This is a genomic window from Halomonas sp. LES1, assembly GCF_031846005.1.
GTDB lineage: Bacteria > Pseudomonadota > Gammaproteobacteria > Pseudomonadales > Halomonadaceae > Halomonas.
This window is the reverse complement of sequence record NZ_JAVRGC010000002.1, coordinates 17,656-42,447: the sequence shown is the minus strand read 5'-3', so window position 1 is coordinate 42,447 and position 24,792 is coordinate 17,656. Positions and strand designations below refer to the sequence as shown.

Sequence of the window (24,792 nt, the reverse complement as noted above, 5' to 3'; positions counted from 1 at the left end):
GGATCTTCGTAGGCAATAGGTTCGCGTTCACTCCGACTTACGCGCAGCTGAAGCACTACGGCCGCATGGAAACCGGCAAGAAGCCGTACCGTCCCGAAGAGCTCCTCGAAAAGTGGACGTGGTTGCAGGACGCTTGCACATCGGCAGGAGGAGCCACGTTCTCAAAGACGACCACCTGGCCAAGCGCGCTCGACGAACAGAGGTTCCGATAGAAGGCATCCTTCACCGAGGTGGCGACCTCACCATCGTCGTCGGCGTCGGCCTCCTTGTACGGGTTCAACGGGGTATCCAGGACGACGAAGCCAGGGTGCCCCGTGTTCGCCCCGAGTGCCTCTTGCATCAGTCCGATCACGTAGCCAGCGCACATGACCGCACGCACGCCCTTGCCATGACTCGTTCGCTTCCGGCCATTCACAACGAGATCAGCGCTCTTCTCGTCGAATGCCACGGTAATGTCGTCAGCCACCCTCCATGCGATGAGGAGCGCCCTGATGCGCGAGCACACGTCGGACATGGTGTTCGCTGTGAGCTTGATGAACTCCAACTTCTCCCCCTTGTCGGGCGTGGCATCCAGGTCGAGCATTTGGCTCTTGAGCGAGTCGATCTGGTCGCGCAGTTGCTCCACCCTGACGAACGCTCCATAGCTGCCCTGGATCGCTCGGAGTTCGTTGGCCGTGGCTCGGACTTTCGGTGCGAGGGCTACCTCAATCTCTTCGGATATCTCCTGGATCGCTGCATCGATCTCCCCCAGGCTCGCCGCAAAGACACGCTGCTCGGTGGACAGCTGGTCCGCTGCAATGCGAAGTTCCGCTCGGAGGCGCTGGACCTTCGCCGCTTCCGCCTGAGCGGCCCGGAGCGTGGACTCGGGTGCTTGCGCATCAGCATGCCGCTGATGTTCTGGTTCAGCGCCACAATAGTCGCACGACTTGTCGCCGTACATCTGCAAGAGATAGGAAGACTCTCCCATGGACTCGAGCCGAAGCAGATCAGACTCGTAGTGCGCGTCGAGCAACGAAGCACGTGCGAGCATCCCGTCGAGCTCATCCAACCGTCCGCGTTTCTCTCGTTGCTGGTTCACGAGCTTTCCTCGCTTCGACTCAGCGGCGCGAAGATCGGCCAAAGCCGTGCTCGACAGCTCGCCCAGCTCACGCAGCTTGGCTTCAAGTTCGGACACCAGCTCGGGCGTCACATCCATGTTCTCGAGGAGCTCGTCAAGCGCGGCTTGATCACGCTCAAGCAGACCCTCAATCGCCTCCTTCCGTCCGGCCAACCGGCCCGCGGACGTCTTCGGGTCTTCTGGCTGCACGATGCCGGAGTCATCGATGCCCGTCAGCAACATCCGGATTGTGCTTGCGGCGGCGGTATTGCCGGTGTTCTGGGAACCGTAGAGGGGGGAGCGTTTCGCGATGATCCGCTCTTCATCGACGAGCAGGGCCTTGGATAGGACCCTGAAGCTGGCCTCCTGAGTCGTCCCGCTGTCATTCTTGCGGACTCGCCTGTCATCAAGGCCACACAGGCCAAGCAAGAAGCCGGAGACAGACTCCTTGGCGTTGGTGGTCTCGCCCAGTACCTCCCACTCGTCATCGGCTCCGAGAGCATCATCAATCCGCCCACGAAAGACTCCGATCTTCCCGCCAACGAGCGCACGCTTCAGAGTGTAGAGCTGGCCGCCCGCCGCTTGGATGCAGAGATAGGCGACATCGTACAGTCGCGCTTGCGGAATCTCTTCGGGAGGCGTGCCAGAGCCCATCACGAAGTCGATACAACTCAGCGCGTACGACTTTCCCGTGTCCGACGAGCCCTCGATGACGTTGAGCCCCGACGCGAAGACGAGACTTCCGGGCACCTGACCCGGGCCACAGAGACGAAGCTCCCGAAGCTCGAACCCGCGTCGAGCGCTACCGTTCATCATGGTGTCCTCCCCAATCCACCATACTCGGCGAACTGCCCACCCCACCGATCGAGCTCGGTACTGACGTATCGGGTGATCTCGCTGGTCTCCAACTCCCCGAAACTCGCCGCGATCCAGCTCGCGCGGCTCCGCAAGGCTTCGACATACTTGCTGCGCAGCGTGTCCAGGAAGCAGCCGCCCCGATCCGTTGCGCCGTAGCTGAAACCGTTCGCGTCCATCGTCACTGAGACAAGACCACGCCTGGCGTACAGGGCAAGGCCAGGTTCCAGCACGGCACGTCGCACGAGAACCTCAGCTCCGCGTTGTGGCACAGCAGGATGGAGGCTCTCGGGACCTCCATCCACGTCGGCCGAGTGGACCAGCAGATAGTCGAGCAGAACGAGCCGCTGAAGGTCGTGGCGGTGAGGGTCGAGCTCGACGAGGACGCACAGCGAGCGCAGCCCAAGCTCGACTGGCGAGTTGAACACCCACGATGTTGTCGCGTCCGGCGCACCCATCACGGAACCCACTTGAGTCGAGCGTTGTCGGCGAGCTGGTGGCAGATGCCAGCCTTGTCTTTGACCCCGAGTACCTGTCGCAGAGCGTTGTTCGTCGGGTCAAGCTGCTGCGCGACACCTGTCGCGGCCTTCACCCGCTGTAACCCATCGGCGTGGGTGATGTCCTCCACGGTGTCGATGACTGCATCGAAGAACTCCTCCTGAAGATCTTCGAACTGCCCAGGTGGAAGGATGTCGCGGGAGAAGTTGCGGAGTGATTCAGCATGAAAGAATCGCTCGCGACTCCGCATCAAATGCCGATGGAGAGGCTCGCGTGCGGCCAAGTCCGCGACACTCAGGGCCACGCCGGTGTGATCGGAGTAAGCCTCTAGGAGTCGACCGATATATGGGCTCTCGAACTTCTCCTCGTCGATGTGCGGGACTTCGGCTGGCGGCCGAGGCGGTAGGCCCCCTGGAAATCGAGCGGCATGCCAGCGCGTCAGCGCATGTTGCTCGATGAGATCCATCGGCGGGACGTAGCTGACGATGCTGAAGTCGAAGCCCTCGACGAAGTCCAAGAGCTCGCCGGTCAGCGGGACCTTCTTCGTGGAGGTGATGTGCTCCTCGCACTTTGTCGCCCAGTCCTTGATGAGCCGCGCGCGGAGTTCCTCGGGCTTCTTGAAGAGCAGCGACAGACTGTTCCCTGCCCCTTGGGGAGCCACGAAGTAGTACTCGGTTGGGGCCGAAAACGCCTTCTCGTGAACGTAGTAGCAGAGCTTCCCCAGCTCGAGGACGACCTGGTTCGGTTGCAGCGGGTCCTTATAGTGCTTGCACTGGTAGTTGTGCCACTCGTCGTCGGAGACGAATGCCACAACGTCGCGACCGAGGTCGCCCGCTCCGCCGCAGTGCTCAACGCGTTGGTACCGGCTCTTCAGGCTGTGGGCCCACTCCAGAGCAAAGTCCTCCCACTGGCCTGGGGAGAAGACGCGCAGGAGGTCGATGGCGGGCACAATCGTGCTGCTCGCGGGCGTTGGCGCCACGGTGTCTACTGTGGGCTCCTTCAGCGGCTGCGTCGCTGCCTTGAAAAGGCTCATGGTCGGAGTCCTCTCTCGCTCTGCCTACGCCCGGCTGCCCAACGCCTGTGCTCAGCGGCATTTGAGGCGACGCCTGATTTTGCGATAGCAAAAGCATGTAGCGGGTCAAATGTCCGCTGCAGCGATTTGTTCGGCGTCATTTCTCACCACGCGCATTAAGCAATAGGCTAATTAGAGCGAAAAGACGATGAAACAGGTAATCAACCTGCTTCGGAGCCACAACCATAGATTGTGTGACCTCCGAGTGCCGTATGTGGAATGAGTTGCCAATATCAGTCAAGGCCCTTGCCTCATCTTCTAGAACCTGACGAAACGCTGATTCTGTAGTCACTTGATCTAGCAATGTGCCAACTGATTTCCGCTTGTTCTGTGGATCGTCCAGTGATTTCAGCCGCTCCCAACAATCCCAAAGTCGCTCGACTGCCTCTCGACGTACAGTGGGTGCTGGATTAATAAATTTGACACGGCATTCTTCGAGCATTCCGTCCAAGGTGGCGTCCCCTGTGCGGAATGCAGCAACTGCCAGGGTCTCCCTTAGCGCAGTAGGAGCCAAACGTGTAACTCGACCATCCTCTCCCAGTTCGTACGCAAGGCCATTCCTCGCGAACAGTCGATTGATGTTTCTCCTAAACTCGAACTGTCCAGCGGACTCATCGAAGGTCAGATGATGATGATTGAAGAAGGAATGAAATGTTCCCTGGATCGGTTTTGCCACGCGATCGTGAACGAATTCAACCAGATCGAGTATCAGCAATGTGTCAGGAGCATATGGCTCACGCCGTACAAGGAAGCCATCGGACTCCGAGCCTGTTGTCTCCAAGGGCCAAGCCAAACCGGGAATCTCAGCGAACAAGGACAGTTGCAAGCTTTTTTCATCGGTTCCAATTGGCCCCTGACCATCTGGACATAGCTCGGGATACTTTGCCCCCAAAGCTCCTGTAGAAACCAAAGAATTGATTAGCCCTACAACTCCGCCCCAAACTGCGGGAGAAATCGTTTCCTCAGTGCGTGGCTGAGGCCCCCGTTCCCTATCGCTGAAATATTCCGACATACGTTGCCTATGACGCAGAAAAGGTATTATATCGCGTGCTTGACATTCCACTTGAACGTGCACGCGCGCTCAATAATAGTTATGCCGCACAGTCAGCCGCCTATTATCTTATTGAAAAAACTGAAAATTAAGTACAGCTTGGCTATATAACACCGATCTTCGTGCATACCACATACCCCCAATGAACGAGCATGCCGCCACGGCCGCTTTGGGTCGAAAGCGGCCAATCGCCCGATAAACCGGGCTCCTACGACCACTATGGCGATGCTCCCTAGTGCCGAACACAATAACCTCATCGCTCCGCGAGCGGCCCTCCTTCGAAAATCGTTGGAGTGAACCGGGCGGGTTCCGCATATCAATCACGAGGGCTGTCTCTGGCATCCCGTTCGGCCTTTTGCATGGCCGAATATGGGCTCCATGATAGGTGTAATTCTCTACTATTTCTTGGGTGACCGATAATTTTCGGCGCAAATGTAAGCAATATCTTACGTGTAAGATACGTTTATCACGGAGCTGTCGTGTTTGACGAGCTGGGGTACAGCATAGGCAGGAAGGTAAGCCTGCGTTGGGGACGTGAAGGCGATGCTGACAGCCGCGCCATGTCATCGAGCACATCGCCGACGGCAATGGAGAGCCTGCATGCCGGCCATAGACAAACTTCAATTCCCCTGTGACCACCTATTGCGTCACACTGGCCACACACTCCAGACATGCAGCACCACTGACACGGAGATTCTCATGAGCCAACGCATCCTGATGGTCCTTACCTCTCACGACCGCCTGGGCGACACCGGCGAGCCGACCGGCTTCTGGCTGGAGGAGCTGGCGGCGCCCTACTACGCCTGCCTCGACGCCGGTGCCGAGGTGGTGCTGGCCTCGCCCGCCGGTGGCCAGCCGCCGCTGGACCCCAAGAGCGATGCCGAGGAGAGCCAGACCGACGCCACGCGGCGCTTCAAGCAGGACCCCGAGGCCCAGCAGCAGCTGGCTACTACTCGGCGCCTGTCCGAGGTTAGCGCCGACGACTTCGACGCCATCTTCTACCCCGGTGGTCACGGTCCGCTCTGGGATCTGGTGGACAACCCCGACTCCATCCGCCTGATCGAGACCTTCTGGGCCCAGCAGAAGCCGGTGGCGACGGTGTGCCACGCCCCCATCGTCCTGCTTCATGCGCGCGACACCGAGGGCGAGCCACTCGTCCGTGGACGCCGCGTCACCGGCTTCACCAACGGTGAAGAGGAGGCCGTGGGTCTGACCGAGGTGGTACCGCAGCTGGTGGAAGAGGCCCTCAAGGCCGTCGGAGCGGACTACTCCAAGGCGGACGACTTCGCGCCCTACACCTGCCGCGACGGTCGCCTGATTACCGGCCAGAATCCGCCCTCCTCGGAGCCCGTCGCCAAGGTACTGCTCGAGGCACTAAGCGAATAACCCTCGCCTTTTCTCCAGGCCCCATGGCAGAGCGCCCCGGCATCATATGATGCCGGGGCGCTCGTCTCTCTACTCCAGGGCCAGCTACTCCAGGGCCAGCTACTGCAGGGCCAGGCTGCTGGCAGGGTCGGACCACTTGCAGGGTCGGGATCAGCCGCGCCGGTAGGTGCCCACCAGGCGGTTCATGCCGAGCAGATGCGGCTCGATCTTGAGCAGCAGGTCCCGCAGGGAGATCCCTTCGGGCAGGTCGTCGGTGGGCTTGTCCAGCGCCATCACCCAGAAGTAGTAGCGATGGGTATCATGCCCCTCCGGCGGCATGGGGCCACCATAGCCCAGCTTGCCGAAGTCGTTCTTGCCACGCGTCCCGACGCTGGTCGCTTCCTCCAGGCTGGTGGTGGACGCGGGAATGTTGTAGAGCACCCAGTGCACGAAGCCGTAGGTACCGTTCTGCACCAGGGGGGCATCCGGATCGTGGCAGATCAGCGCGAAACCCTTGGTGCCTTCGGGGGCATCCTGCCAGGCCAGCGCCGGCGAGAGATCATCACCCTCCCCCGTATGCTTGGCTGGAATGGCGCCTCCGTCCTCGAAGGCGGGACTGGAGAGACGCAGGGTCGACAGGGCGAATGCCATCGGTAATCCTCCTGATTGAAGACAGACGAACGTCAACGTAGCCTGGGAAACAAACGAGGAGCTGTCAACATGCCCAAGCGTCTGCTGATCGTTGCCCATGCCCCCTCACCCAACACCCATAGGCTTCGCGAAGCCGCCGAGCAGGGCGCCCGTCACCCCGAGATCGAAGGCGTGGAGGTGATCATCAAGCCACCCCTCGAGGCGGGTCCCGAGGACGTGCGTCACTGTGATGCCATCCTGCTCGGCACCACCGAGAACCTGGGCTATATGAGCGGTGCCCTCAAGGACTTCTTCGACAGAAGCTATTACGAGGTCCTCGAACAGACCCAGGGGCTGCCCTGTGCCCTCTATGTCCGCGCCGGTCATGACGGCACCGGCACGCGCCGCGCCGTGGAGAGCATCACCACCGGCCTGCGCTGGCGCTGGGCGCAGGAACCGCTGATCCTGCGCGGCGAATGGCAGGAGTCCTTCACCGACCAAGTGGAGGAGCTCGCCATGGCCATGGCCGCAGGACTCGAGGCGGGGGTGCTATAACCTTATTCGATAGAATTACGTTGAATGCCCCAGCCTGCCTCACCGGTCCTGCTATACCTGAAAGGCGGCCTGATGATCGAGAAATGACCGGGCCCTGCCTGGCCAACCTGGCCGATACCACAACACCAAGACAACGACTCCAGGATAGCCACACCAGGAGAACAATCGAGATAACCGTCGAGATAACCATCGAGATAACAATACAGCCTGTCGACCAGATACCGGGCGACACCTCTCCTGACAGGCATTGCCCCGCCACCTCACTGGTTCTGGTGTGCCTCTGGCCGACTCACTGCTACGAGGTGAGTCATGAACAGCATCGCCAAACGGCTGACCGTTGGCATCGCCAGCCTGCTACTGCACGCTTCACTGCCTGCCGATACCGAGACGCCCCTGACCATCGCCACCGCCAGTCCGGCCGGGGTCTACCACGTGGTCGGACGCGCCCTGTGTCGAACCCTCAGCACGCCCTGTCGCGCACAACCCAGCGATGGTTCCAGCGCCAATCTGCGCGCCCTGCGCCGTGGCGAGCTGGCATTCGCTCTCGCCCAGTCGGACCTGCATCAGTATGCCACCCAGGGCATCGAGGGCTTCCGCCAGGCCGGCGCCGATACGGCCCTGCGTTCGGTATTCTCGCTGCACAGCGAGCCGTTCACCCTGGTCGTCCGTCGCGATGCCGACATCGCGAGCTTCGAGGATCTGCAGCGGCGCTCCGTCAATATCGGCAACCCGGGCTCCGGGCAGCGCAGCACCATGCTCAGGCTGATGGATGCCCGGGGGTGGAGCCGCAGCACCTTCCGCCAGGTTCACGACCTGCCCGCCGATCAGCAATCCATGGAGCTCTGCCATGGCAATATCGAGGCCATGGTCTATACGGTGGGGCACCCCAACTCCTCGGTCGCTCAGGCCATTCGTCTCTGTAACGCCGAGATCGTCGATGTCAGCGGCAACACCATCGACCTGCTGGTCAACGCCTACCACTATTTCAGCTACGCCACGATTCCCGCTGGCCTCTATGGGCCCGACCAGCCGGAGGTTCACACCTTCGGCGTCAAGGCAACGCTGGTCACCCGCGCCGATGTCGACGCCGACCAGGTCTACCGGCTGGTGTCCGAGGTGTTCGGCGCGTTCACCCGTTTCAAGGCAACCCACCCCGCCCTGGGGGTGCTGACGCCCCAGGTGATGATCGAGGAGGGCCTAAGCGCCCCTCTCCATGATGGCGCCTTGCGCTACTATCGTGAGCGGGGCTGGGTCCATGACGAGGCCCTGCTCCCCGTACGCCACGAGATTCGTCGCGGCGCAGCCTTGGCGAGCATGGCGAACTGATACCGGCGGCGGGAGGGAGTCGAGCGAGTGGCAATCCGTTGAAAGTGACAATCCGTTGAAAGTGGCAATCTGATGCCAGTGGCCACCAAAACAAAGCGGCGGCGCCCTCGGGGCGCCGCCGCTGTTTTCTGCATCGAGCCGGTGCTTACTTCAGGCGTTCCAATATTCTTACCATAAGGATAATCTTCTCAACCGTGACATTGGATAGCCACTCCTCCTTGAGTACCGGCTGCGCCTATGCACACTCATGTTCATCACCGCCGCACCCGAGGCCTCAACGGAGAACCTCGAGAGTATCGACCAATGGCTCAGCGTCCCAGGCGCCGATAGAGCGTCGAACGGCTGACCCCCAGGGCTCGAGCGGCGGCGGTATAGTTGCCGTCACAAGCCTCCAGGGTGCGCTGCATATGTGCCTGCTGTAATTCTCGAAGTTCCTGGGGACCGCCTGCTGTCCCCGATGACCTCATGGCCAATGCCTCTGAAGGGGCCCCTCCTGTCAACTTGCGCTGCCAGCGCGGCGACAGCGCATCCAGTGTCAGGGCATCAAGCTCCGGTTCGGCGCCGACCAAGGCCGCTTCCAGGCAGTGCTCGAGCTCGCGCCAGTTGCCGGGCCAGTCATAGGCGGCCAACCGCTCGCAGAGCGACTCCGCCAGGGGCAGGTCACGACCGTGACCGCGACAGAGCACCTCCCAGCGATGGCGAATCGTTTCCGTCAGCGGCTGTTGCTGGTTCAGCGCTGGCAGCTCGACCACCACACCGGCCAGGCGATAGAAGAGATCCTCGCGGAAGTCGCCAACCTCGACCCGAGCCTCCAGATCGCGATGGCTGGCGGCGATCACCCGACACTCGATGGGTACCTCGCGATGATCACCCAGTGGCGTCACCACCCGCTCCTGAAGTACCCGAAGCAGGCGTGCCTGCAGCGCCAGCGGCATATCACCGATCTCATCGAGCAACAGGGTCCCGCCGTTGGCCTGCACCAGGCGCCCGTCATAGCCCCCCTTGCGGGCGCCGGTAAAGGCACCCTCGCCGTAGCCGAACAGCTCCGCCTCGATCAAGCTCTCCGGCAGGGCCGCGCAGTTCAGCGCCACGAACGGAGCTTTTTCGTCGATACTGGTGTGCAAGGCTCGGGCCAGCTGCTCCTTGCCGGTGCCGGTATCGCCCTGCAGCAGGACCGGCAGCCCCGCGGCCAGGGCCCGGGACGCCCTGCGCGCTTCCCGGGCCAAGATCTGCGGCCAGCTGGCCACCAACGACTCCAGCACCGGCCGACGGGGCCGTGACGACTTGATCGGCATACGGTTGCCGAAGCCACCCCCCACCTCGCCATCCAGGGTCGCCGGCCGCCAGGCCTCAGGCGGATTGAGGCGCCCCACCAACTGTCCGCCGGTCAGCTCCAGCCCCAACAACGCCGAGTTCGTCTCACACTGGCGACGAAGCTCCGTCCAGGAACGACCCAAGAGCGACTCGATATGACCACCAATCAGGCCCGCAGCATCACGCCCCAGCCACTGGGCCGCCTGAGGATCGACTGCCAGGATCAGGCCGGCCTTGTTGATCGCCACCAGGCCGCACGCCACCCCATCCAACTCGGTAAGGGATGCATGCACCTGAAGCACCCAGCGCTGCTGGTAGTGATCACGAAACAACTGCTGCTCCAGGGCACCAGTGAGTTGCTGCACCCGCCGCAGGAAGATCTCTGGACGAGGATGGTCGGCATCGAAGGTCAAGTCGATCAACCCCAGGCAGTCGCCACTCACATCAAGCAGCGGTGCCGCCACACAAGAAACCGGATTCTCGGGGAACATCAAATGCTCGCTGGATTTGACCAGCACCGGCGCGCGCTCGATCACCGCCAGGGCTGGTGCATTGGTCCCAAACCAACGCTCATCCAGAATAATGCCGGGAGCGATGTGTAGCCGTTCGTCAAGCACGAAACGTTTCCCGTAGCTCTTGAGCACGGTGGCATCGGGGCCAGCCAGCAACAGCTGGCAGCCGCGCAGATCCTCGGCAACCCGCTTGAGCAGGGGTTCAGCCAGGGTGATCAGTCGACGATGTGAGTCACGCCGGTCCCGCAGTTCGCTACCACTGAGTCTGAGCAACTCCGGCACACTACCGGGAGAGAGGCCGTGATCCAGGCAGCGCTGCCAGGAGCGACCGATGCTGGCATCGAGCAGATCCACCGGCAGTTGTCCTCGACGTAGCCGGGCATGGGCCTGGCGCATCACCTCGGTAGTTCGCAGGGCGGCCTTGGTCAACATAGGTGTCTCCCCATGGGGCGAGGTGTCCCAAGATGCGACAGCCGTCGTGTCCGGCGACGCATCATCTGCGGCCAACCCTCCGCGAGGCACCTCTACCCACTGTTTTCATTGTGATTATTACGTTACAGAACGCTGGCATAGTACTTGCTATACCAAGCAGCAGGCCCATGCTGTCTAGTCAGGTCTGCCAACAATCATAAATCAGCCCCACAGGAGCACAACCATGACGCAGCCTTCCCCCACCATTCAATCCTGGCTGGATAAGAGTCACGACCTTTTCATTGGGGGCCGCTGGCGACCCGCCGCGAGCGGCAATACCCTGGATGTCTACAACCCCGCCACCGCGGAGGTGATCAGTCGTGTACCGGCGGGGGACGCCGCGGATATCGACGACGCGATCACTGCCGCCCGGGAGGCCTTCCTCAGCTGGCGCCGATCGCGCCCTTCCCTGCGCGAAAAGCTGCTGCTGGATCTCGCCGACGCCCTGGAGGCCCGCGCCGATGACTTTGCACTGCTCGAAACTCTGGACAACGGTAAGCCGGTGACCTTCTCGCGGCATATGGACGTGACTCTGGCCATCGACTTCATCCGCTATACCGCCGGCTGGGCCACCAAAATCGAGGGGCGCAGCATGACCCCCTCCATGCCCTTCGTGCCCGACGATAAGCAGATCGTCGCCTATACCCGCCGCGAGCCGATCGGCGTGGTGGGAGCCATCATCCCATGGAACTTCCCACTGCTGATGGCGGTATGGAAGGTGGCCCCGGCACTCGCCGCGGGCTGCAGCATTGTGCTCAAGCCCGCCGAGGACACCCCCCTCAGCGCCCTGCTGCTGGCTGAACTGGCCGAGCAGGTGGGCCTGCCCGCCGGCACCCTCAACGTGGTCACCGGCCTGGGGCACACCGCCGGAGCGGCCCTGGCCGGCCATCCAGGCATCAACAAGGTGGCCTTCACCGGCTCGACTCCGGTGGGCAAGCTGATCGGCCACGCCGCCATGGAGAACATGACCCGCACCACCCTGGAGCTGGGCGGCAAGTCGCCGGTGATGGTATTGGCCGATGCCGATATCGAGGCCGCCGCCACAGGCGCCGCTCAGGCGATCTTCTTCAACCAGGGCCAGGTCTGCACCGCCGGCTCCCGCATTTACGTGCACGAAACGATCCACGACGCCTTCGTCGCCAAGCTCGCCGACCAGGCCCGGGGTCTGACCCTGGCACCAGGCTGGGAAGCCACCAGCACACTGGGGCCACTGGTCTCTGCCAAGCAGCAGCACCGAGTACTGGACTACATCGACCAGGCCCGCAGCGACGGCGGCACCATCGTTACCGGCGGCGGCAAGGGCAGAGAGAACGGTTACTTCGTCGAGCCCACGGTGATCACCGGTCTGGCTCAGGAGAGCCGCTGCGTGCAAGAGGAGATCTTCGGCCCAGTGGTGGTAGTACAGTCCTTCCGCGAGCTCGACGACCTGGTATCGATGGCCAACGACTCCCCCTACGGCCTGGCCGCCAGCATCTGGTCCAACGATCTCGCCGCGGTCAATCGCCTGATCCCGGAGATCGAGGCCGGCAGCGTCTGGGTCAACGGTCATAACCTATTGGACGCCAGCATGCCCTTCGGCGGCTTCAAGCAGTCGGGGATCGGTCGCGAGCTCAGCGACTCCTTGATCGAGCATTACACCGAGCAGAAGTCGGTCGTCATGATAGTCTGACAGGACTCAGGCCCCGGCACCTTGCCGGGGCTCCTTCGAACCACAAAAGATACCCGCAATGCACAATAAAAATAACTTCCAGTGTCCTACGATGACGCTGGGCAACATGCTGCTGGCCGCTGACCTGCCGGCACAAGCCTACGAGATACCCGATCTCGGCCACTCCACCCTGGACATCGACCTCCAGGCGCTGCTCGGACTATGGGCTACGACTTTGATAGCCTGGATACCACCGACCGTCCCAACATGGGCGGGGGCGAGCTCAACTTCTATACGGAGTGGCTGCTCAGCGACGAGACCTCCTTCTATGCCCAGTTACTGGTAGGGGGCTTCTTTTGATGCTTGATAAAACAGCCGGTGAGGTGCTGATCGCCGGCAGCGGCCCCGCCGGGGCGGCCCTGGCCATGTTGCTACATCGCGCCGGCCGGCGGGTGACGGTAGCAGGCCGCATCCGCGACTATCGCGCCATCGAAGGTATCAGCCGACGCAGTCTTCAGGCCTTGCACGGCCTGGGGCTGACACGGGCCGCCGCTTGCGCCGTGGGTCCCCTGCCACGACGGGTCATGTGGGGCGGCGAGGCGCGTGCCCCCAATGCCGAGTGGCTGTTGCCACGCCCGGTCTTCGATGCCGCCCTGCTGGCGGACCTGCGCGAAGCCGGTATTCCGGTGATCGAAGCACGAATCACGGCCCTGGCGAGTGACGGCGATCGGGCGCAGCTGACCCTGGCGGATGGCCGCATCCTCAGCGCCCCCTGGGGCGTGGATGCAAGGGGGCGGGCGGCGGCACGGCGCCAGTTACGCGATGGTGCGCCCTGGGCCACCCCGGCCTGGATCCTGCGCGGCGATGCCACCCAACCCTCGCCGGCAAGCGCCGCCCTGTCGCTCACCGGCGGCGGCTGGGCCTGGTGGTCGCGACTCGCCGGACAGCAGTACCTGCAGCTGGCCCTGCCGGAGGAGACGCTACGCCGGGCGCGTCGGGAACCAGACGCCTGGCTGGCCGCCCAGCCCGAGCTGGCCGAGCTCTGGGGCGACAGCTCCATCCAGCATCACTATCAGCGCCCCAGCCTGCTGGGGCGCACCCGGGTCCGGGAGAAGCGCCTATGGCGCCTGGGGGATGCCGCCATGGCCATCGACCCACTCTCCGGCCAGGGCATCTTCAATGCCCTCTCTTCGGCTCATGGCCTCGCGCCGGTGCTCAATAGCCTGCTCAAGGGCCGGCCCATCGCGACCCTGGAGCGCTTTCACCAGCGTCGCCAGGACGCCCAGTACTTTCGTTTCGCCCGGGCCGGTCGCGACTTCTATCGTCAGGCCGCCTCATGGGACTCGGTAACCGCCGAACCGGCGCCCTACTGGGTGGAACGCTGCCAATGGCCCGACCTACTGCCACTGCATATGCCGGAGCCCTGGTCGCGGGTACGCGTGCGACGAGGGCTCGCCATTGTCGGCACCCGCCTGAGCGAACAAGCCCTGGTCTTCACCCCTGATCAGCCCCTAGGCATTCGGGCTGTTGCGGGGGTTCCCCTGGCGCCGCTGGTCGAGGCGATGAAAGTAGAGGATACCCGTCGGGTGGAGACACTGCTGACCGAAGCGGGCGCCGCCGCCCCGGCCATCATCCGCTGGTGGGCCGATCACTCCGACTGGCCGGCTCTCCCTGTCAGGTCTCCTACATCTCCCGCCAGTGCCGTCACCGACTCGGCCAGCCAGTAACCCAGGGCGTGGGCCGCCGCGAAGCTGGCACCGCCCAGTGGTGATGGCGCCCTTAGTGTCGGTGGCCCCACCTGCCAGGGCTGCAAGACGCCGCTCGCCCCCCGAGGTTCTCGAGCCGCCCAGACACAGGCATACCATCGCCCGTCGCCTCCCTTCTGCGGTTTACCCGGTGGTAATCCCGCCAACCCGCTGACTGCGATGGGTCCGGGCCAGGCAGCCGGATAAACCGCTTTCCCGAAGCGTGGACTGGCGGCTACGATACGAGTGCCGGCTGCCTGGAGGCGTGCCACCGCCGTTTGCAGCCGCGCCTCGGGGCGGGCCAATCCCAAACTACACAACAACCAAGCCGGAGGCTCCTCGAGATGCCATTCGAAGGCCGCCGCCAGACTCGCGGCATCGGCGGTTAAGCGTCTCTCGAAAAGCTTGTAAAGCGCGATATCCAGCCGCGATAGCGCCAGATAGTGGCCCAAGGTGGCGAAGATGGCACGCCCATGGCCCAGCCGGTCCCCGGCCTCCGTACCATTCGGTGAGTGAAAGCGTGCCAGGCACACGCCTGGGGGAACACCACTGTCAATCACTCCCAGGGTCGGCGTTAGCGACATGATGCCGCCTCCTCCACGGGGGCCAGGCGCCCCCGCTCCAGTCGGTAACGGGCATCGAGGTGGCCGAACCGCTCCCCCTGGTGGCTGATGATCAACCGGGTCGTGTCGCCCAGGACGTCATCGAGCAGGAGGTCGAAGGCCCTCGCCGCTGCCGGGTCGAGCGCCGCGGTAGGCTCGTCGAGCAGGACCAGGCGGGGACGCTTGAGCAGCGCCCGTGCCAAGGCCAGGCGTGCCCTCTGGCCGCCGGAGACCTTGCCGCCCAGATCACCCAGCTCGGTCTCGAGCCCATTCGGCAAGCTGGCCAACCACTCACCCAGGCCGACCCGTCTCAGCGACTCGCAGAGTGCCTCATCCGTGGCATGAGGTTCCAGGGCACGCAGATTGCTGGCCAGGCTGCCGCGCAGCAGGCTTGGATACTGCTCAACCCACGCCACCTGCTTGAGCCACTGACGACGGGAAAGGGCTTCGAGCGGCACGCCATCGACCCGGATGACTCCAGCCTCACGCGCCTCCAGCCCCAGCAGCATGCGTATCAGGCTGCTCTTGCCGGCCCCTGAGGGCCCCTCGATCAGGACTTTCTGTCCCGGCTCGAGACCAAGGCTGACCCCGTCCAGCAGCCAGGTATCCTGCCCCGGATGTCGAAAACGCACGCCCTCGAGACGCAATGCCCCCGGGCCGTTTGGACTCTGGCCCTGGTAAGGGTCGCTCATGGCGGGCTCGGCAAAGAGCTCGGCGAGGCGTGAAGCGCTGACTCGAGCCCGCTGCCAGCCTCCATAGAGACCGAGCAGACCGCCGATGGGCGCCATCACCATGCCCAGATAGGCCAACAAGGCCACCAGCTCACCGAGCTGCAAGCGTCCCTGGATCACCAGATAACCGCCCAGCAGCAGTACCCCAGCCCGGGCCAGGGCGAGGATCAACTGGGGCCCCATGTCGCTGAGAAACCCCACCCGACGCACCGCCAAGAGGCGCCGCAGCTGCTCGTGGCCAAGCCCCTGTAAGCGGTTGAGCCGTGCAGCCTCCAATGCCTGGCCCTGGAACCAGGGGCCATGTGCCAGGGTATCCTGCCAGAAGCCGGAGATATCCCCGCTCTGCGCCCTCAGGGCCTCCTGACGGCGTGTCAGCGCTGGGCGCCAAGCGCGCAGCCAGAACCACTGGATCGGCACCAACACCGCCACCAGCGCCATCAAGGCAGGGCTGAACAGGCCAATCATGGCCAGCGCCCCGACCAGCCCCAGCAGGTTGGAGAGGCCGCCCAGCAGGCTATCCAGGGCGAATCCTTGAAGGATGGTGAGGTCGCCGTCGAGACGGCTCATCAGATCTCCCCGACCCCGAGCCTGCCAGCGAGCAGGTGCCAGGCGCAGTAGATGGCGCAGCAAGGCACGGCGCAGTGACAACAGCAGTCGAGCGGAGAGCGCCACGTGCTGCAGCCGGGTCAGCCCCTGCAGCGCCATGGCAGAGAGCCCCACCGCTACCAGGGCACCCACGTAAGTGGCGACGGTGGCGAAATCACCTTGCATCAAGCCCTGGTCGATCAGTCGCTGAGTCAGCAACGGCGGCAACAATGCCATCAGCGTCGCCGACAGGCTCAACCCCAGCAGTCGGGCGAGCGCCAGGCGCCTCGCCTTGAGGGGACGATAGAGCCAGCTCCAGGACAGTGCCCTCTCATCGCGGGCAGCGTCAGTCTCACGCATCGACACTCTCTTCATTCAAGGCGCTGGCCCCAGTAGAAAGGGCCGGTCGCTCTGGCAAGCGCCGGCCAGTAGGCTCGCGCAACGGCAAGCTAGAAGCGTGCCACCTTGAGGGTCGCGGTGCTCATATCGCCGGGCAGCTCAATACGCCCCAGGTCATTGAAGTCGTCATCGTAGATGGCGATATCACTGGAGGCGCCACCTAGATAGATCCGTGAACCATCATAGGAAGTGTTGATGCTGTAGTAGGTATGATCCAGGTCGATCACTTTGACGATCTCCCTTGTGCGTGAGTCGAGCTTGCTGAGCTGGGTATAGACACCGTAGAAGACATCCTGCTCGCGAGGATCCGAGACCATGGAGAAGATGATGAACTCGAAGGGAGCAACCTCCTTGTTTTCGGTCTCTCCGGTGGTCAAGTCCACACGGCTGATGCCCCAGTGCCAGGCCTCGTTCTCCTCACCGGGATGCTCCGCCACCGTATAGGCACGCAGGAACTCGTCGGTGACCTCACCCATGCTCCATATGGCCAGCGAGTCGGGCGGGCTAAAGTCGGGTCGATCCCAGTTTCGGTTGGCGATGGCAATTTCAGTGTCGCCGTTCTCCGGATCCACCCGATAGATATCGGCTCCGGCTAGATACAGGTAGCCATCCTCGGCTGCGGCCATGGTGGTCACCTGGCGCGGTGCCGGGAAGGTGGCGATCGGCTCGGCATCCAGGCCCGACGCGGTATCGTAGACCGCCAACTGCGGCTCCAGCACCTCGTAATGGTCGAGGCCCAATCTCACCCGGTCCCAGACGCTGTAGAGACGGCTGCCGTCGGGGCTCACCGCCAGCGAGGCAATAGACTTGGCGCGGATGCTATCGCTTGAACCGCTGGCGCGAAACACCTCCTCACAGCTGGTGAGATCAATGCCAACCGCCTCTTCCCAGCGGTGATGCAGCACATAGGCGGTACGCTCGTCCGGGGAGAGCTGCAGGGTGCCGGGACCGAAGTCGCCCTTCACGTCGCAGGTGCGAACGACCTCACGGGCCTCGGGGTCGATCACATAGAGCTGGTTTGGATGCGCCATGGTGACCAGATACTCGCGCGTGGCGTCGTTCTGGACATCGTCGGCCAGCAGCGGCTGTGCCGAGAGCGCCAGAAGGCCCGCCAAGGTCAGATTGAGTCGCTTCATCACTGGGCTCTTCATCACTTCTCCCCCCCCGGGTAGACACTGTCGAGCTTGCGCCAGTCATCCTCGGCCCGCTCTGCCCCTTCACCCCAATCGGGGTAGGTATTCATGGTGTCCGGCACCTGGGCAGGCCACCAGCAGGGGTCGGCACAGCCGTAGAGATCCGCCTCCATGGGCTGGCACAGCGAGGCGACACCGCCGAAGGGATCTACCTCCCAGCCTGGGTCGAAGCTGGAGGTACAGCCGGCGATGGTCTGCATGGCCTGAACCTCTTCCAGGGCTTCGGGACTCGAGGCTCGTTCCATCTCGCGGGCCTTCCGGTTGAGCGGGGCCAGCCCCAGCTCACTGAAACGTTTCTTGTTATGGGTCATGCGCTCTGCCTCCCGGCCAGGGGGCCGTCCAGAAAGTCGGGGTTATGTCGCAAGATGCGGGCATAGGCCTGGATGCCGAAATCGACCCAGTCGCGCATTAGGTCACAGTAATGGTAGGTGGGTGTCATGGGATCACCATAGCGGGCGTAGCTCTCGTGGTAACAGCCACCGGAACAGAGGTTGCGAATCCGGCAATCAGCACAGCCTCGCTCGCTGCGGTCGGACCGCGCCTCGATAAACTGCTTGAGCCCCGAATGATCGAGGCCGTCATCGACATTTCCGAAGGTTGGCATGTCAGAGCCGGTAAAGCGGTGGCAGAGGTGGACATCCCCCTGGTGATCCACCGAGACCAGCCCAAGGCCAGCGCCACAGGGTACTGCCTTGCTGCGCCCCTCCCAGAGGTCGGTAAGCAACTGGTTGAAGTTGCCGAAGCCGATATCGCGCCCGTCGATGGCAGCCGACACGGCACGCTCGCCGAGTTCTACCATGCCGTCAAAGACCGTCTTGAGCTCTTCGCTGGTAAGGTTGTAGGCGGCCATGTCCCCGGAGGTGACCGGCGCAAACCCCGCCTCGGCGAACCCCAGCTCGTTGACCAGATGGTCATGGATACCGATCACATCGGTCACCCCACGAGTCAGAGTGACCCGGGCCCCCACTGGCCGCGAGCGGTAATTGGCCAGCAATGGCGCGATACGCTTGGCCACCAGGTCATAGGTTCCCTGCCCATTGACGGCGATGCGGTTCTTGTCATGAATCGCCTTGGGGCCATCCATGCTCACCGTCAGGCCGAAACGGTGCGCGTCGAAGAAGGCGATCTTTTCCTCGGATAGCAAGGTGGCATTGGTGGTCAAGGTGAAGTCCACTGTCTTGCCAAGCCCATGGATCCGTGCCTCGGCCCACTCGACCACCTGGCGGATTAGTGGCATGTTGCTGAGTGGTTCGCCGCCGAAGAAGACGATGTTATAACGATCCCGCTGTGGGGCCTCACGCAGCACCATTTCGATGGACGCCTGTGCAGTGGCCAGGTCCATCTTCTTGCCATCCCGAGGATTGTCCAGATCTTCCTTGTAGCAGTAGCTGCAGCTCAGGTTGCAGCCGGTATTGACGTTAAGCACCACGGTGGAGAGGGGGAATTGCTCCACCTCGACCGTGGGATTGTAGGCCTGAACGACCCCATCGGTGATAAGCTTCAGCGACTTGAGCTGCTCCAGTCGCGCCTCGATATCACCACCCAGAGCCTTCAGGTGATGGGGTAGAGCCTGGCTGTCCAACCCTTCGCCACGACTGGCCAGCGCCAGTAGCTCCTCGCTGAGGTCGTCCGGGGCGAAAAGACTGGTGGTGGGGATATGGAACCAGAGCGGCTCGCCTTCCACTTCCACGCGATGCAGGTTCTGGGGTATCGCTTGCAAGATTCCCATGGTGCTCTCCTTAACGAAGCGGTGGGTTGTTCCAGCGCTGCACGGTAACGATCAGCTGCGCCTCGTCCTGAATCTCAGGCTGGCCCTCCACCGCTGCGGTCACGCGTAGGTTGCCCACACTATTGGCGTTGTACTGGCGCTGGGGATTGGGACCCGCACCAGCGGGACTGAAGACGCCAGTCGCCGCATCCATCACGCCGGCGAACTTCACATCTTCGTCACGCTCAGCGATGTCGTCCCAGGGCGCGACATCCCAGCGCACGGGCACTTGTCCCAAGGGGAGCGTCTCATCACCCATCTGGGTATAACCGGCGGCGGTAAACACACCACTGACTGGCGGCGTCTTGTCGTTGCCGATACGCGCCACCCCAAGCGCAGGACTCACCTCCAAGCGGTCAACCTGCCGATAGCCGGCCAAGAGCGCGTCGGCGCTGCTCTCACCTACCGTCACCGGCAACCAGCCGGTGGGGAGCTGGCTACCGGCCTCGACGTCCACCACCAGGCGATGCGCGCTGCGCTCCACCACCCTTCGCAGGGTTACATGCTCACCCAGGCCGATCTCGCCCTTGTCCAGCCCATGGCCCAATAACACCAGGCGACGACGCTCGCCTGCCTTGAGTGAGGCGGGCAGGCTAGCAACCAGATTGGCCGCCTGGGCCTCCTGAGGCAGCATGGTGACCTGCATGCCCAGGGCATCATCAAGATCGTCAAAGATGCGCCCACCAGGATGCTCCCGGGAAAGGTCCAGCACCTGCTTGAAGTCGCGGCCGTTAAGGGTCAGGCGAGCGCGCCATTCATAACCGGTATAGACGACCGCCTGACCGTCACCGTCGAGTCTTCGCCCATCGGTGAAGGCACCATCCAGTGCAACCCTGTAGGCATCCTCGCCTTCAGCAGGGACCACACTGACATCAGCGTAGAAGTCGCCCTCGCCGGGCCAGTGACCCCAGAGCTGCCACTCACCCTCCGGTTCATGGGGCTCGGCCTGCTGCCAAGCCTCCCAGGCTTCGCTCGTCAGCCCCTGAGTTTCCGCCAGCCAGGGGACGATCTCGTCCAAAGCGACGCCAAACCAGTCACGATCTCGTGCCATGGACTGGTATTCCGTGGTCTGAAACTGGCCTATGTGAAAGTTAACCAGATGCTCCCACTCGCCTTGGGAGCGCCGCTGTAGTTGAGCGCGGCCTCCCGTATGACATCGTGCACACATCTCCTGATAAATGGGGTGGTCAAATGACTCGATGCGGTTGAGGCGCCGCTCGATCAGGGCACGCTGCGCTTCACTCTCCTCTGGGGCTAGCCCCCGAGTGTCGGCCAGGTACTTAACAATATCGCGACGTGCATCGTTCGGCAGTTCAAGCCCATGCATGACCTGCATCCGCGCCACCGTCATGTCCCAACCCTCGGGCGTCTTACGCTGCTGACTGATTCGACTCCAGGAGCCTGACTCGTCGCTGGCCTGATGACAGCCTGAGCAATATTGGTCAATCAGTGACTGATCGGAGGCTACCGCAGTAGCAGCAGCAAGAGGGGTAAGCGTCAGGGCCAAAACACTTAGGCCTTGCGCTGGGGATAGCATCATCAAGGCAGTCTCTCCTGTTTATTATTGTCGCCAAGTTATCGAGGGGGGGAGACGAATCGACTCCTCCTGAGAAGATCATGAAAGAGTCAGGCCATTAATAAACTTCTACTTTAAAATCAGTTAATTAAAAAGAGCATGTTCCGTCACAAGTCTCTTCCATCTCCCTGGGACTGGCCGACGATGTTTCAGCCTGCCACAGAGTGTGGCGCATTGGGACAGTGCCAACCTATAAACAAAGCGGCGGCGCCCTCGGGGCGCCGCCGCTGTTTTCTGCATCGAGCCGGTAGTTACTTAAGGCGTTCGAACACCGTCGCCACGCCCTGCCCCATGCCGATACACATGGTGGCCAGACCCAGGGTGGTATCGCGCTCGCGCATCACGTTGAGCAGGGTGGTGCAGATACGCGCACCGGAGCAGCCCAGCGGATGCCCCAGGGCGATGGCGCCGCCATGCAGGTTGACCTTCTCGTCCATGACATCGCGCAGGCCCAGGTCCTTGAGCACCGGCAACGCCTGGGCGGCGAAGGCCTCGTTGAGCTCCACGCTGTCGAGATCATCGACACCGAGGCCGGCGGCCTTGAGCGCCTGCTTGGAGGCCGGCACAGGAGCATAGCCCATGATGGAGGCATCGCAGCCGGCCACGCCGGTGGAGAGCACCCGGGCGATGGGCTCGAGACCCAGCGCCTGGGCCCGCTCGTAGCTCATCACCGCCATGCCCGAGGCACCCACCGAGAGCGCCGAGGAGGTACCCGCGGTCACGGTGCCGCCGCGCGGGTCGAAGGCCGGCTTGAGTTCGGCCATCTTCTCCAGGCTGGCATCGGCACGGATCACTTCATCCTGCTTGATCATGGCGCGGAAGCCGTTGGCATCGTGCCCCTCCACGCCGATGATCTCGTTGTCGAATCCACCTTTCTCCAGGGCGGCCTGGGCACGCTGGTGGGAGCGTACGCCGAAGGCGTCCTGCTCCTCCCGAGAGATGCCGTGCATCTTGCCCAGCAGCTCGGCGGTAAGGCCCATCATCATCGCCGCCTTGGCGGCATGCTTGCTGGCCGCCGGATTGACGTCGACGCCGTGGGTCATGGGCACATGCTCCATGTGCTCCACGCCCCCGATCACATAGAAGTCCCCCATGCCGGCCTTGATATTGGCCGCGGCGATATGCAGCGCGCTCATCGAGGAGCCACACAGGCGGTTGACCGTCTGGGCCGGTACGGTGCGCGGAATGCCGGTCATGATCGCCGCATTGCGAGCGATGTTCATGGCCTGTTCCAGGGTCTGGTTGACGCACCCCCAGATCACGTCATCCACTTCGGCCGGATCGAGGCCCGGATTGCGATCGAACAGCGACTGCATGACGGCGGCGGACAGGTTCTCGGCCCGCACGTGACGGAAGGCGCCGTTCTTGGCCTTGGCCATGGCGGTACGCACACAGTCGACCACCACGATATCTCTCGGATTCAAACTCATCTCTTGCGACTCCTGTAGGGGTGGTGGGGTCAGGCCTGGTCCGGGGCCTGGACCTGAGTGTCGTAGAAGCGCTCGCCGGCAGCCGCCATCTCGCGCAGCTTGTCGGTGGGGGCATAGAGGGCGCCCAGCTCCCCGGCCAGTTCGTCGGCCTGTGCGACGAAGGCCTCCACTCCCATGGCATCGATATAGCGCAGCGCGCCACCGCGGAAGGGCGGAAAGCCGATACCGTAGATCAGCGCCATATCGGCCTCGGCCGGGCTGCCGACGATGTTATCCTCCAGGCAGCGCACGGCCTCCAGGCAGAGCGGCACCATCATCCGGGCGATGATGTCGTCGTCGCTGAATTCGCGACTCTCCTTGACCACCCCCTTGACCAGCTCGATGGCCGCCTCGTCGCGCACCTTCTTCGGCTTGCCCTTGCGATCCTCCTCGTAGGCGTAGAACCCCTTGGCGTTCTTCTGCCCCAGGCGATCGTTCTCGTACATCAGCTGAATGGCGCTGCTTTCGCCCTCGCCTCCCAGGCTGCCCATGCGCTCGGGGAAGCCCTTGGCCATGACCTCGCCGGCATGCACCGCGGTGTCCATGCCCACCACATCGAGGAGGTAGGCGGGCCCCATGGGCCAGCCGAACTTCTCCATCACCTTGTCGACCCGGGCGAAGTCGGCGCCCTGTTCCATCAGCAGGCTGAAGCCGCCGAAGTAGGGGAAGAGCACCCGGTTGACCAGAAAGCCCGGGCAGTCATTGACCACGATCGGCGTCTTGCCCATGGCGCGGGCATAGGCCACGGTCGCCGCCACCGCGGCGTCACTGGTCTTCTCGCCGCGAATCACCTCGACCAGCGGCATGCGATGCACCGGGTTGAAGAAGTGCATGCCGCAGAAGTTCTCGGGACGCTTGAGATTGGCCGCCAGACGGTCGATGGAGATCGTGGAGGTGTTGGAGGCGAGGATGGTCTCCTCGCCGACCTCACCCTCTACCTCGGTAAGGACCGCATCCTTGACCTTGGGGTTCTCGACCACCGCCTCGACCACCAGATCGACGTGCCCGAAGTCACCGTAGGAGAGGGTCGGGCGAATGTTGCTGAGCCTCTGGGCCATCTTCTCGGTGGAGAGCTTGCCACGCTCTACCTGCTTAGCGAACAGCTTGCGGGCCTCCTTGAGCCCCAGCTCGATGGCGTCGTCCTTGATATCCTTCATCAGGATGGGCGTGCCCTTGGAGGCACTCTGGTAGGCGATGCCACCGCCCATGATGCCGGCACCCAGCACCGCGGCCTGCTTCACCGGACGCGCCGACTTCTCGTAGCGACCGCCCTTCTTCTTGACGACCTGGTCGTTCATGAACAGGCCGACCAGGTTGAAGGCCACATCGGTCATCGCCAGCTTGGCGAAGGCCTTGGCCTCGATGGCCTGAGCCCGGCCGCGCTCCTCACCGGCGCCCTTCTGGATCACCTTGATCGCCTCGACCGGCGCCGGATAGTGCGGGCCCGCCTTGCCGGCCACGTACCCCTTGGCGGTCTCGAAGGCCATCATCTGTTCGATGGGGCCGAGCTTGAGGGGCTGCTGTTTCTCCGCACGGCGGGCACGGTAGTCAAGCTCCCCGGCAATGGCGCGGGCCAGGATATCGCGGGCGGCGGCCTCCAGCTGCTCGGCCGGCACCACGGCATCCACGGCCCCCATCTTCAGGGCGGCGTCGGCCCGGTTCTGGGTCCCGCCGGCGATCCATTCGATGGCATTGTCGGCACCGATCAGGCGCGGCAGGCGTACGCAGCCGCCCCACCCCGGGAGGATGCCAAGCTTGGTCTCGGGCAGGCCGATCTGGGCGGATTCACTCATCACCCGGAAGTCGGTGGTCAGCAGCACCTCGCAGCCGCCGCCCAGCGCCAGGCCATTGATGGCGGTGACGGTAGGAAAGGGAAGATCCTCGATGGCGTTGAAGATGCCGTGGACCCGCATCAGCATCGACTCCAGGAAGTCACCGCCCTTGCCGAACATGGCCTGGAACTCGGTGATATCGGCGCCGACGATAAAGGCCTCCTTGGCACTGGTGAGCAGCAGGCCCGCCAGGCCGGTCTCGCCCTGCAGCGCCTTTACCGCCTCCTCCAGCTCGGTGACCACCGCACTGGAGAGCTTGTTGACCGACTCATCCTCGAGATCGAAGGTCAGCGTGGCGATATCATCATCGCCGCGTACCACCCCGATGGCATTACCCTGATAGATCATTCCGCGAACCTCCCGATTTCATACGGACGTTTGAATGTCCACAGCTTGGTTCAGCCTGGCGCACACGTCAAGTCTCTTCCCCGGTGACTCAGGGCTTTCCCAGATAATTGGCAGCTCGGTATCCCGGGGCTGATCTGGCGACAAGTCTACG

The 24,792-nt window shown here is 63.2% G+C and carries 19 protein-coding genes; 6 read left to right on the top strand and 13 right to left on the bottom strand.

The window, feature by feature from the left end; translation table 11 throughout:
* Window positions 1-55 precede the first annotated feature (55 nt).
* The 4 genes from RM463_RS04405 to RM463_RS04390 form a co-directional block, all read right to left on the bottom strand.
* Window positions 56-1,912 (bottom strand): hypothetical protein, encoded by a 1,857-nt coding sequence (locus tag RM463_RS04405; RefSeq protein WP_311429147.1) that lies wholly within the window; start codon window positions 1,910-1,912, stop codon window positions 56-58.
* Window positions 1,909-2,409: an ABC-three component system middle component 2 gene (locus RM463_RS04400; RefSeq protein WP_311429146.1), complete on the bottom strand. Its 501-nt coding sequence runs from the start codon at window positions 2,407-2,409 to the stop codon at window positions 1,909-1,911. Before RM463_RS04400 ends, RM463_RS04405 begins: the two co-directional genes overlap by 4 nt.
* On the bottom strand, window positions 2,409-3,482 hold the full coding sequence (locus tag RM463_RS04395) for an ABC-three component system protein (protein ID WP_311429145.1): 1,074 nt from the start codon (window positions 3,480-3,482) through the stop codon (window positions 2,409-2,411). The genes RM463_RS04400 and RM463_RS04395 overlap by 1 nt, the downstream gene beginning before the upstream one ends.
* A 136-nt stretch (window positions 3,483-3,618) precedes the next feature.
* Complete coding sequence (locus RM463_RS04390; RefSeq protein WP_311429144.1) at window positions 3,619-4,596, bottom strand: AbiJ-NTD4 domain-containing protein; 978 nt, start codon at window positions 4,594-4,596, stop codon at window positions 3,619-3,621.
* Window positions 4,597-5,271: 675 nt separating this feature from the next.
* On the opposite strand from RM463_RS04390, the gene RM463_RS04385 reads away from it, so the two are divergent.
* A complete protein-coding gene (locus tag RM463_RS04385) occupies window positions 5,272-5,958 on the top strand; it encodes a type 1 glutamine amidotransferase domain-containing protein (protein ID WP_311429143.1) in 687 nt (228 codons plus the stop codon).
* Window positions 5,959-6,108: 150 nt separating this feature from the next.
* Here the strand turns inward: RM463_RS04385 and RM463_RS04380 are convergent, their stop codons facing one another.
* Window positions 6,109-6,588, bottom strand: a complete 480-nt coding sequence (locus tag RM463_RS04380) for a YbhB/YbcL family Raf kinase inhibitor-like protein (protein WP_311429142.1) — start codon at window positions 6,586-6,588, stop codon at window positions 6,109-6,111.
* A gap of 69 nt (window positions 6,589-6,657) precedes the next feature.
* On the opposite strand from RM463_RS04380, the gene RM463_RS04375 reads away from it, so the two are divergent.
* Window positions 6,658-7,122, top strand: a complete 465-nt coding sequence (locus RM463_RS04375) for a flavodoxin family protein (RefSeq protein WP_311429141.1) — start codon at window positions 6,658-6,660, stop codon at window positions 7,120-7,122.
* A gap of 309 nt (window positions 7,123-7,431) precedes the next feature.
* Entirely contained in the window at window positions 7,432-8,448 is a 1,017-nt protein-coding gene (locus tag RM463_RS04370; RefSeq protein WP_311429140.1) for a TAXI family TRAP transporter solute-binding subunit, read from the top strand.
* 308 nt (window positions 8,449-8,756) lie between these two features.
* On the opposite strand, the gene RM463_RS04365 is transcribed toward RM463_RS04370, so the two are convergent.
* Window positions 8,757-10,706: a sigma-54-dependent Fis family transcriptional regulator gene (locus RM463_RS04365; RefSeq protein ID WP_195689761.1), complete on the bottom strand. Its 1,950-nt coding sequence runs from the start codon at window positions 10,704-10,706 to the stop codon at window positions 8,757-8,759.
* 223 nt (window positions 10,707-10,929) lie between these two features.
* On the opposite strand from RM463_RS04365, the gene RM463_RS04360 reads away from it, so the two are divergent.
* The 3 genes from RM463_RS04360 to RM463_RS04350 all read left to right on the top strand — a co-directional run bounded on the left by RM463_RS04360 (window position 10,930) and on the right by RM463_RS04350 (window position 14,120).
* Entirely contained in the window at window positions 10,930-12,414 is a 1,485-nt protein-coding gene (locus RM463_RS04360; protein ID WP_311429139.1) for an aldehyde dehydrogenase family protein, read from the top strand.
* A gap of 201 nt (window positions 12,415-12,615) precedes the next feature.
* The gene (locus RM463_RS04355) at window positions 12,616-12,753 is read left to right on the top strand and encodes a hypothetical protein (RefSeq protein ID WP_161422418.1); all 138 of its coding nucleotides are present in this window, start codon (window positions 12,616-12,618) and stop codon (window positions 12,751-12,753) included.
* Window positions 12,753-14,120 (top strand): FAD-dependent monooxygenase, encoded by a 1,368-nt coding sequence (locus tag RM463_RS04350; protein ID WP_311429138.1) that lies wholly within the window; start codon window positions 12,753-12,755, stop codon window positions 14,118-14,120. The genes RM463_RS04355 and RM463_RS04350 overlap by 1 nt, the downstream gene beginning before the upstream one ends.
* Before the next feature lie 592 nt (window positions 14,121-14,712).
* On the opposite strand, the gene RM463_RS04345 is transcribed toward RM463_RS04350, so the two are convergent.
* From RM463_RS04345 to fadB, 7 genes are all read right to left on the bottom strand, one after another.
* Complete coding sequence (locus RM463_RS04345; protein ID WP_195689757.1) at window positions 14,713-16,416, bottom strand: ABC transporter ATP-binding protein; 1,704 nt, start codon at window positions 16,414-16,416, stop codon at window positions 14,713-14,715.
* A gap of 89 nt (window positions 16,417-16,505) precedes the next feature.
* On the bottom strand, window positions 16,506-17,591 hold the full coding sequence (gene peaD / locus RM463_RS04340) for a quinohemoprotein amine dehydrogenase subunit beta (RefSeq protein WP_229333206.1): 1,086 nt from the start codon (window positions 17,589-17,591) through the stop codon (window positions 16,506-16,508).
* Window positions 17,592-17,605: 14 nt separating this feature from the next.
* Window positions 17,606-17,959: a quinohemoprotein amine dehydrogenase subunit gamma gene (qhpC, locus tag RM463_RS04335; protein ID WP_195689755.1), complete on the bottom strand. Its 354-nt coding sequence runs from the start codon at window positions 17,957-17,959 to the stop codon at window positions 17,606-17,608.
* The gene (gene peaB / locus RM463_RS04330) at window positions 17,956-19,377 is read right to left on the bottom strand and encodes a quinohemoprotein amine dehydrogenase maturation protein (protein ID WP_311429137.1); all 1,422 of its coding nucleotides are present in this window, start codon (window positions 19,375-19,377) and stop codon (window positions 17,956-17,958) included. Before peaB ends, qhpC begins: the two co-directional genes overlap by 4 nt.
* Window positions 19,378-19,387: 10 nt before the next feature.
* Entirely contained in the window at window positions 19,388-20,953 is a 1,566-nt protein-coding gene (gene peaA / locus RM463_RS04325; RefSeq protein ID WP_311429583.1) for a quinohemoprotein amine dehydrogenase subunit alpha, read from the bottom strand.
* 290 nt (window positions 20,954-21,243) lie between these two features.
* On the bottom strand, window positions 21,244-22,422 hold the full coding sequence (gene fadA / locus RM463_RS04320) for an acetyl-CoA C-acyltransferase FadA (protein ID WP_311429136.1): 1,179 nt from the start codon (window positions 22,420-22,422) through the stop codon (window positions 21,244-21,246).
* A 29-nt stretch (window positions 22,423-22,451) separates the two neighbouring features.
* Window positions 22,452-24,641 carry a fatty acid oxidation complex subunit alpha FadB gene (fadB, locus tag RM463_RS04315; protein ID WP_311429135.1) on the bottom strand — a complete coding sequence of 730 codons (2,190 nt, stop codon included), beginning with the start codon at window positions 24,639-24,641 and terminating at the stop codon, window positions 22,452-22,454.
* Between the last annotated feature and the right edge of the window lie 151 nt (window positions 24,642-24,792).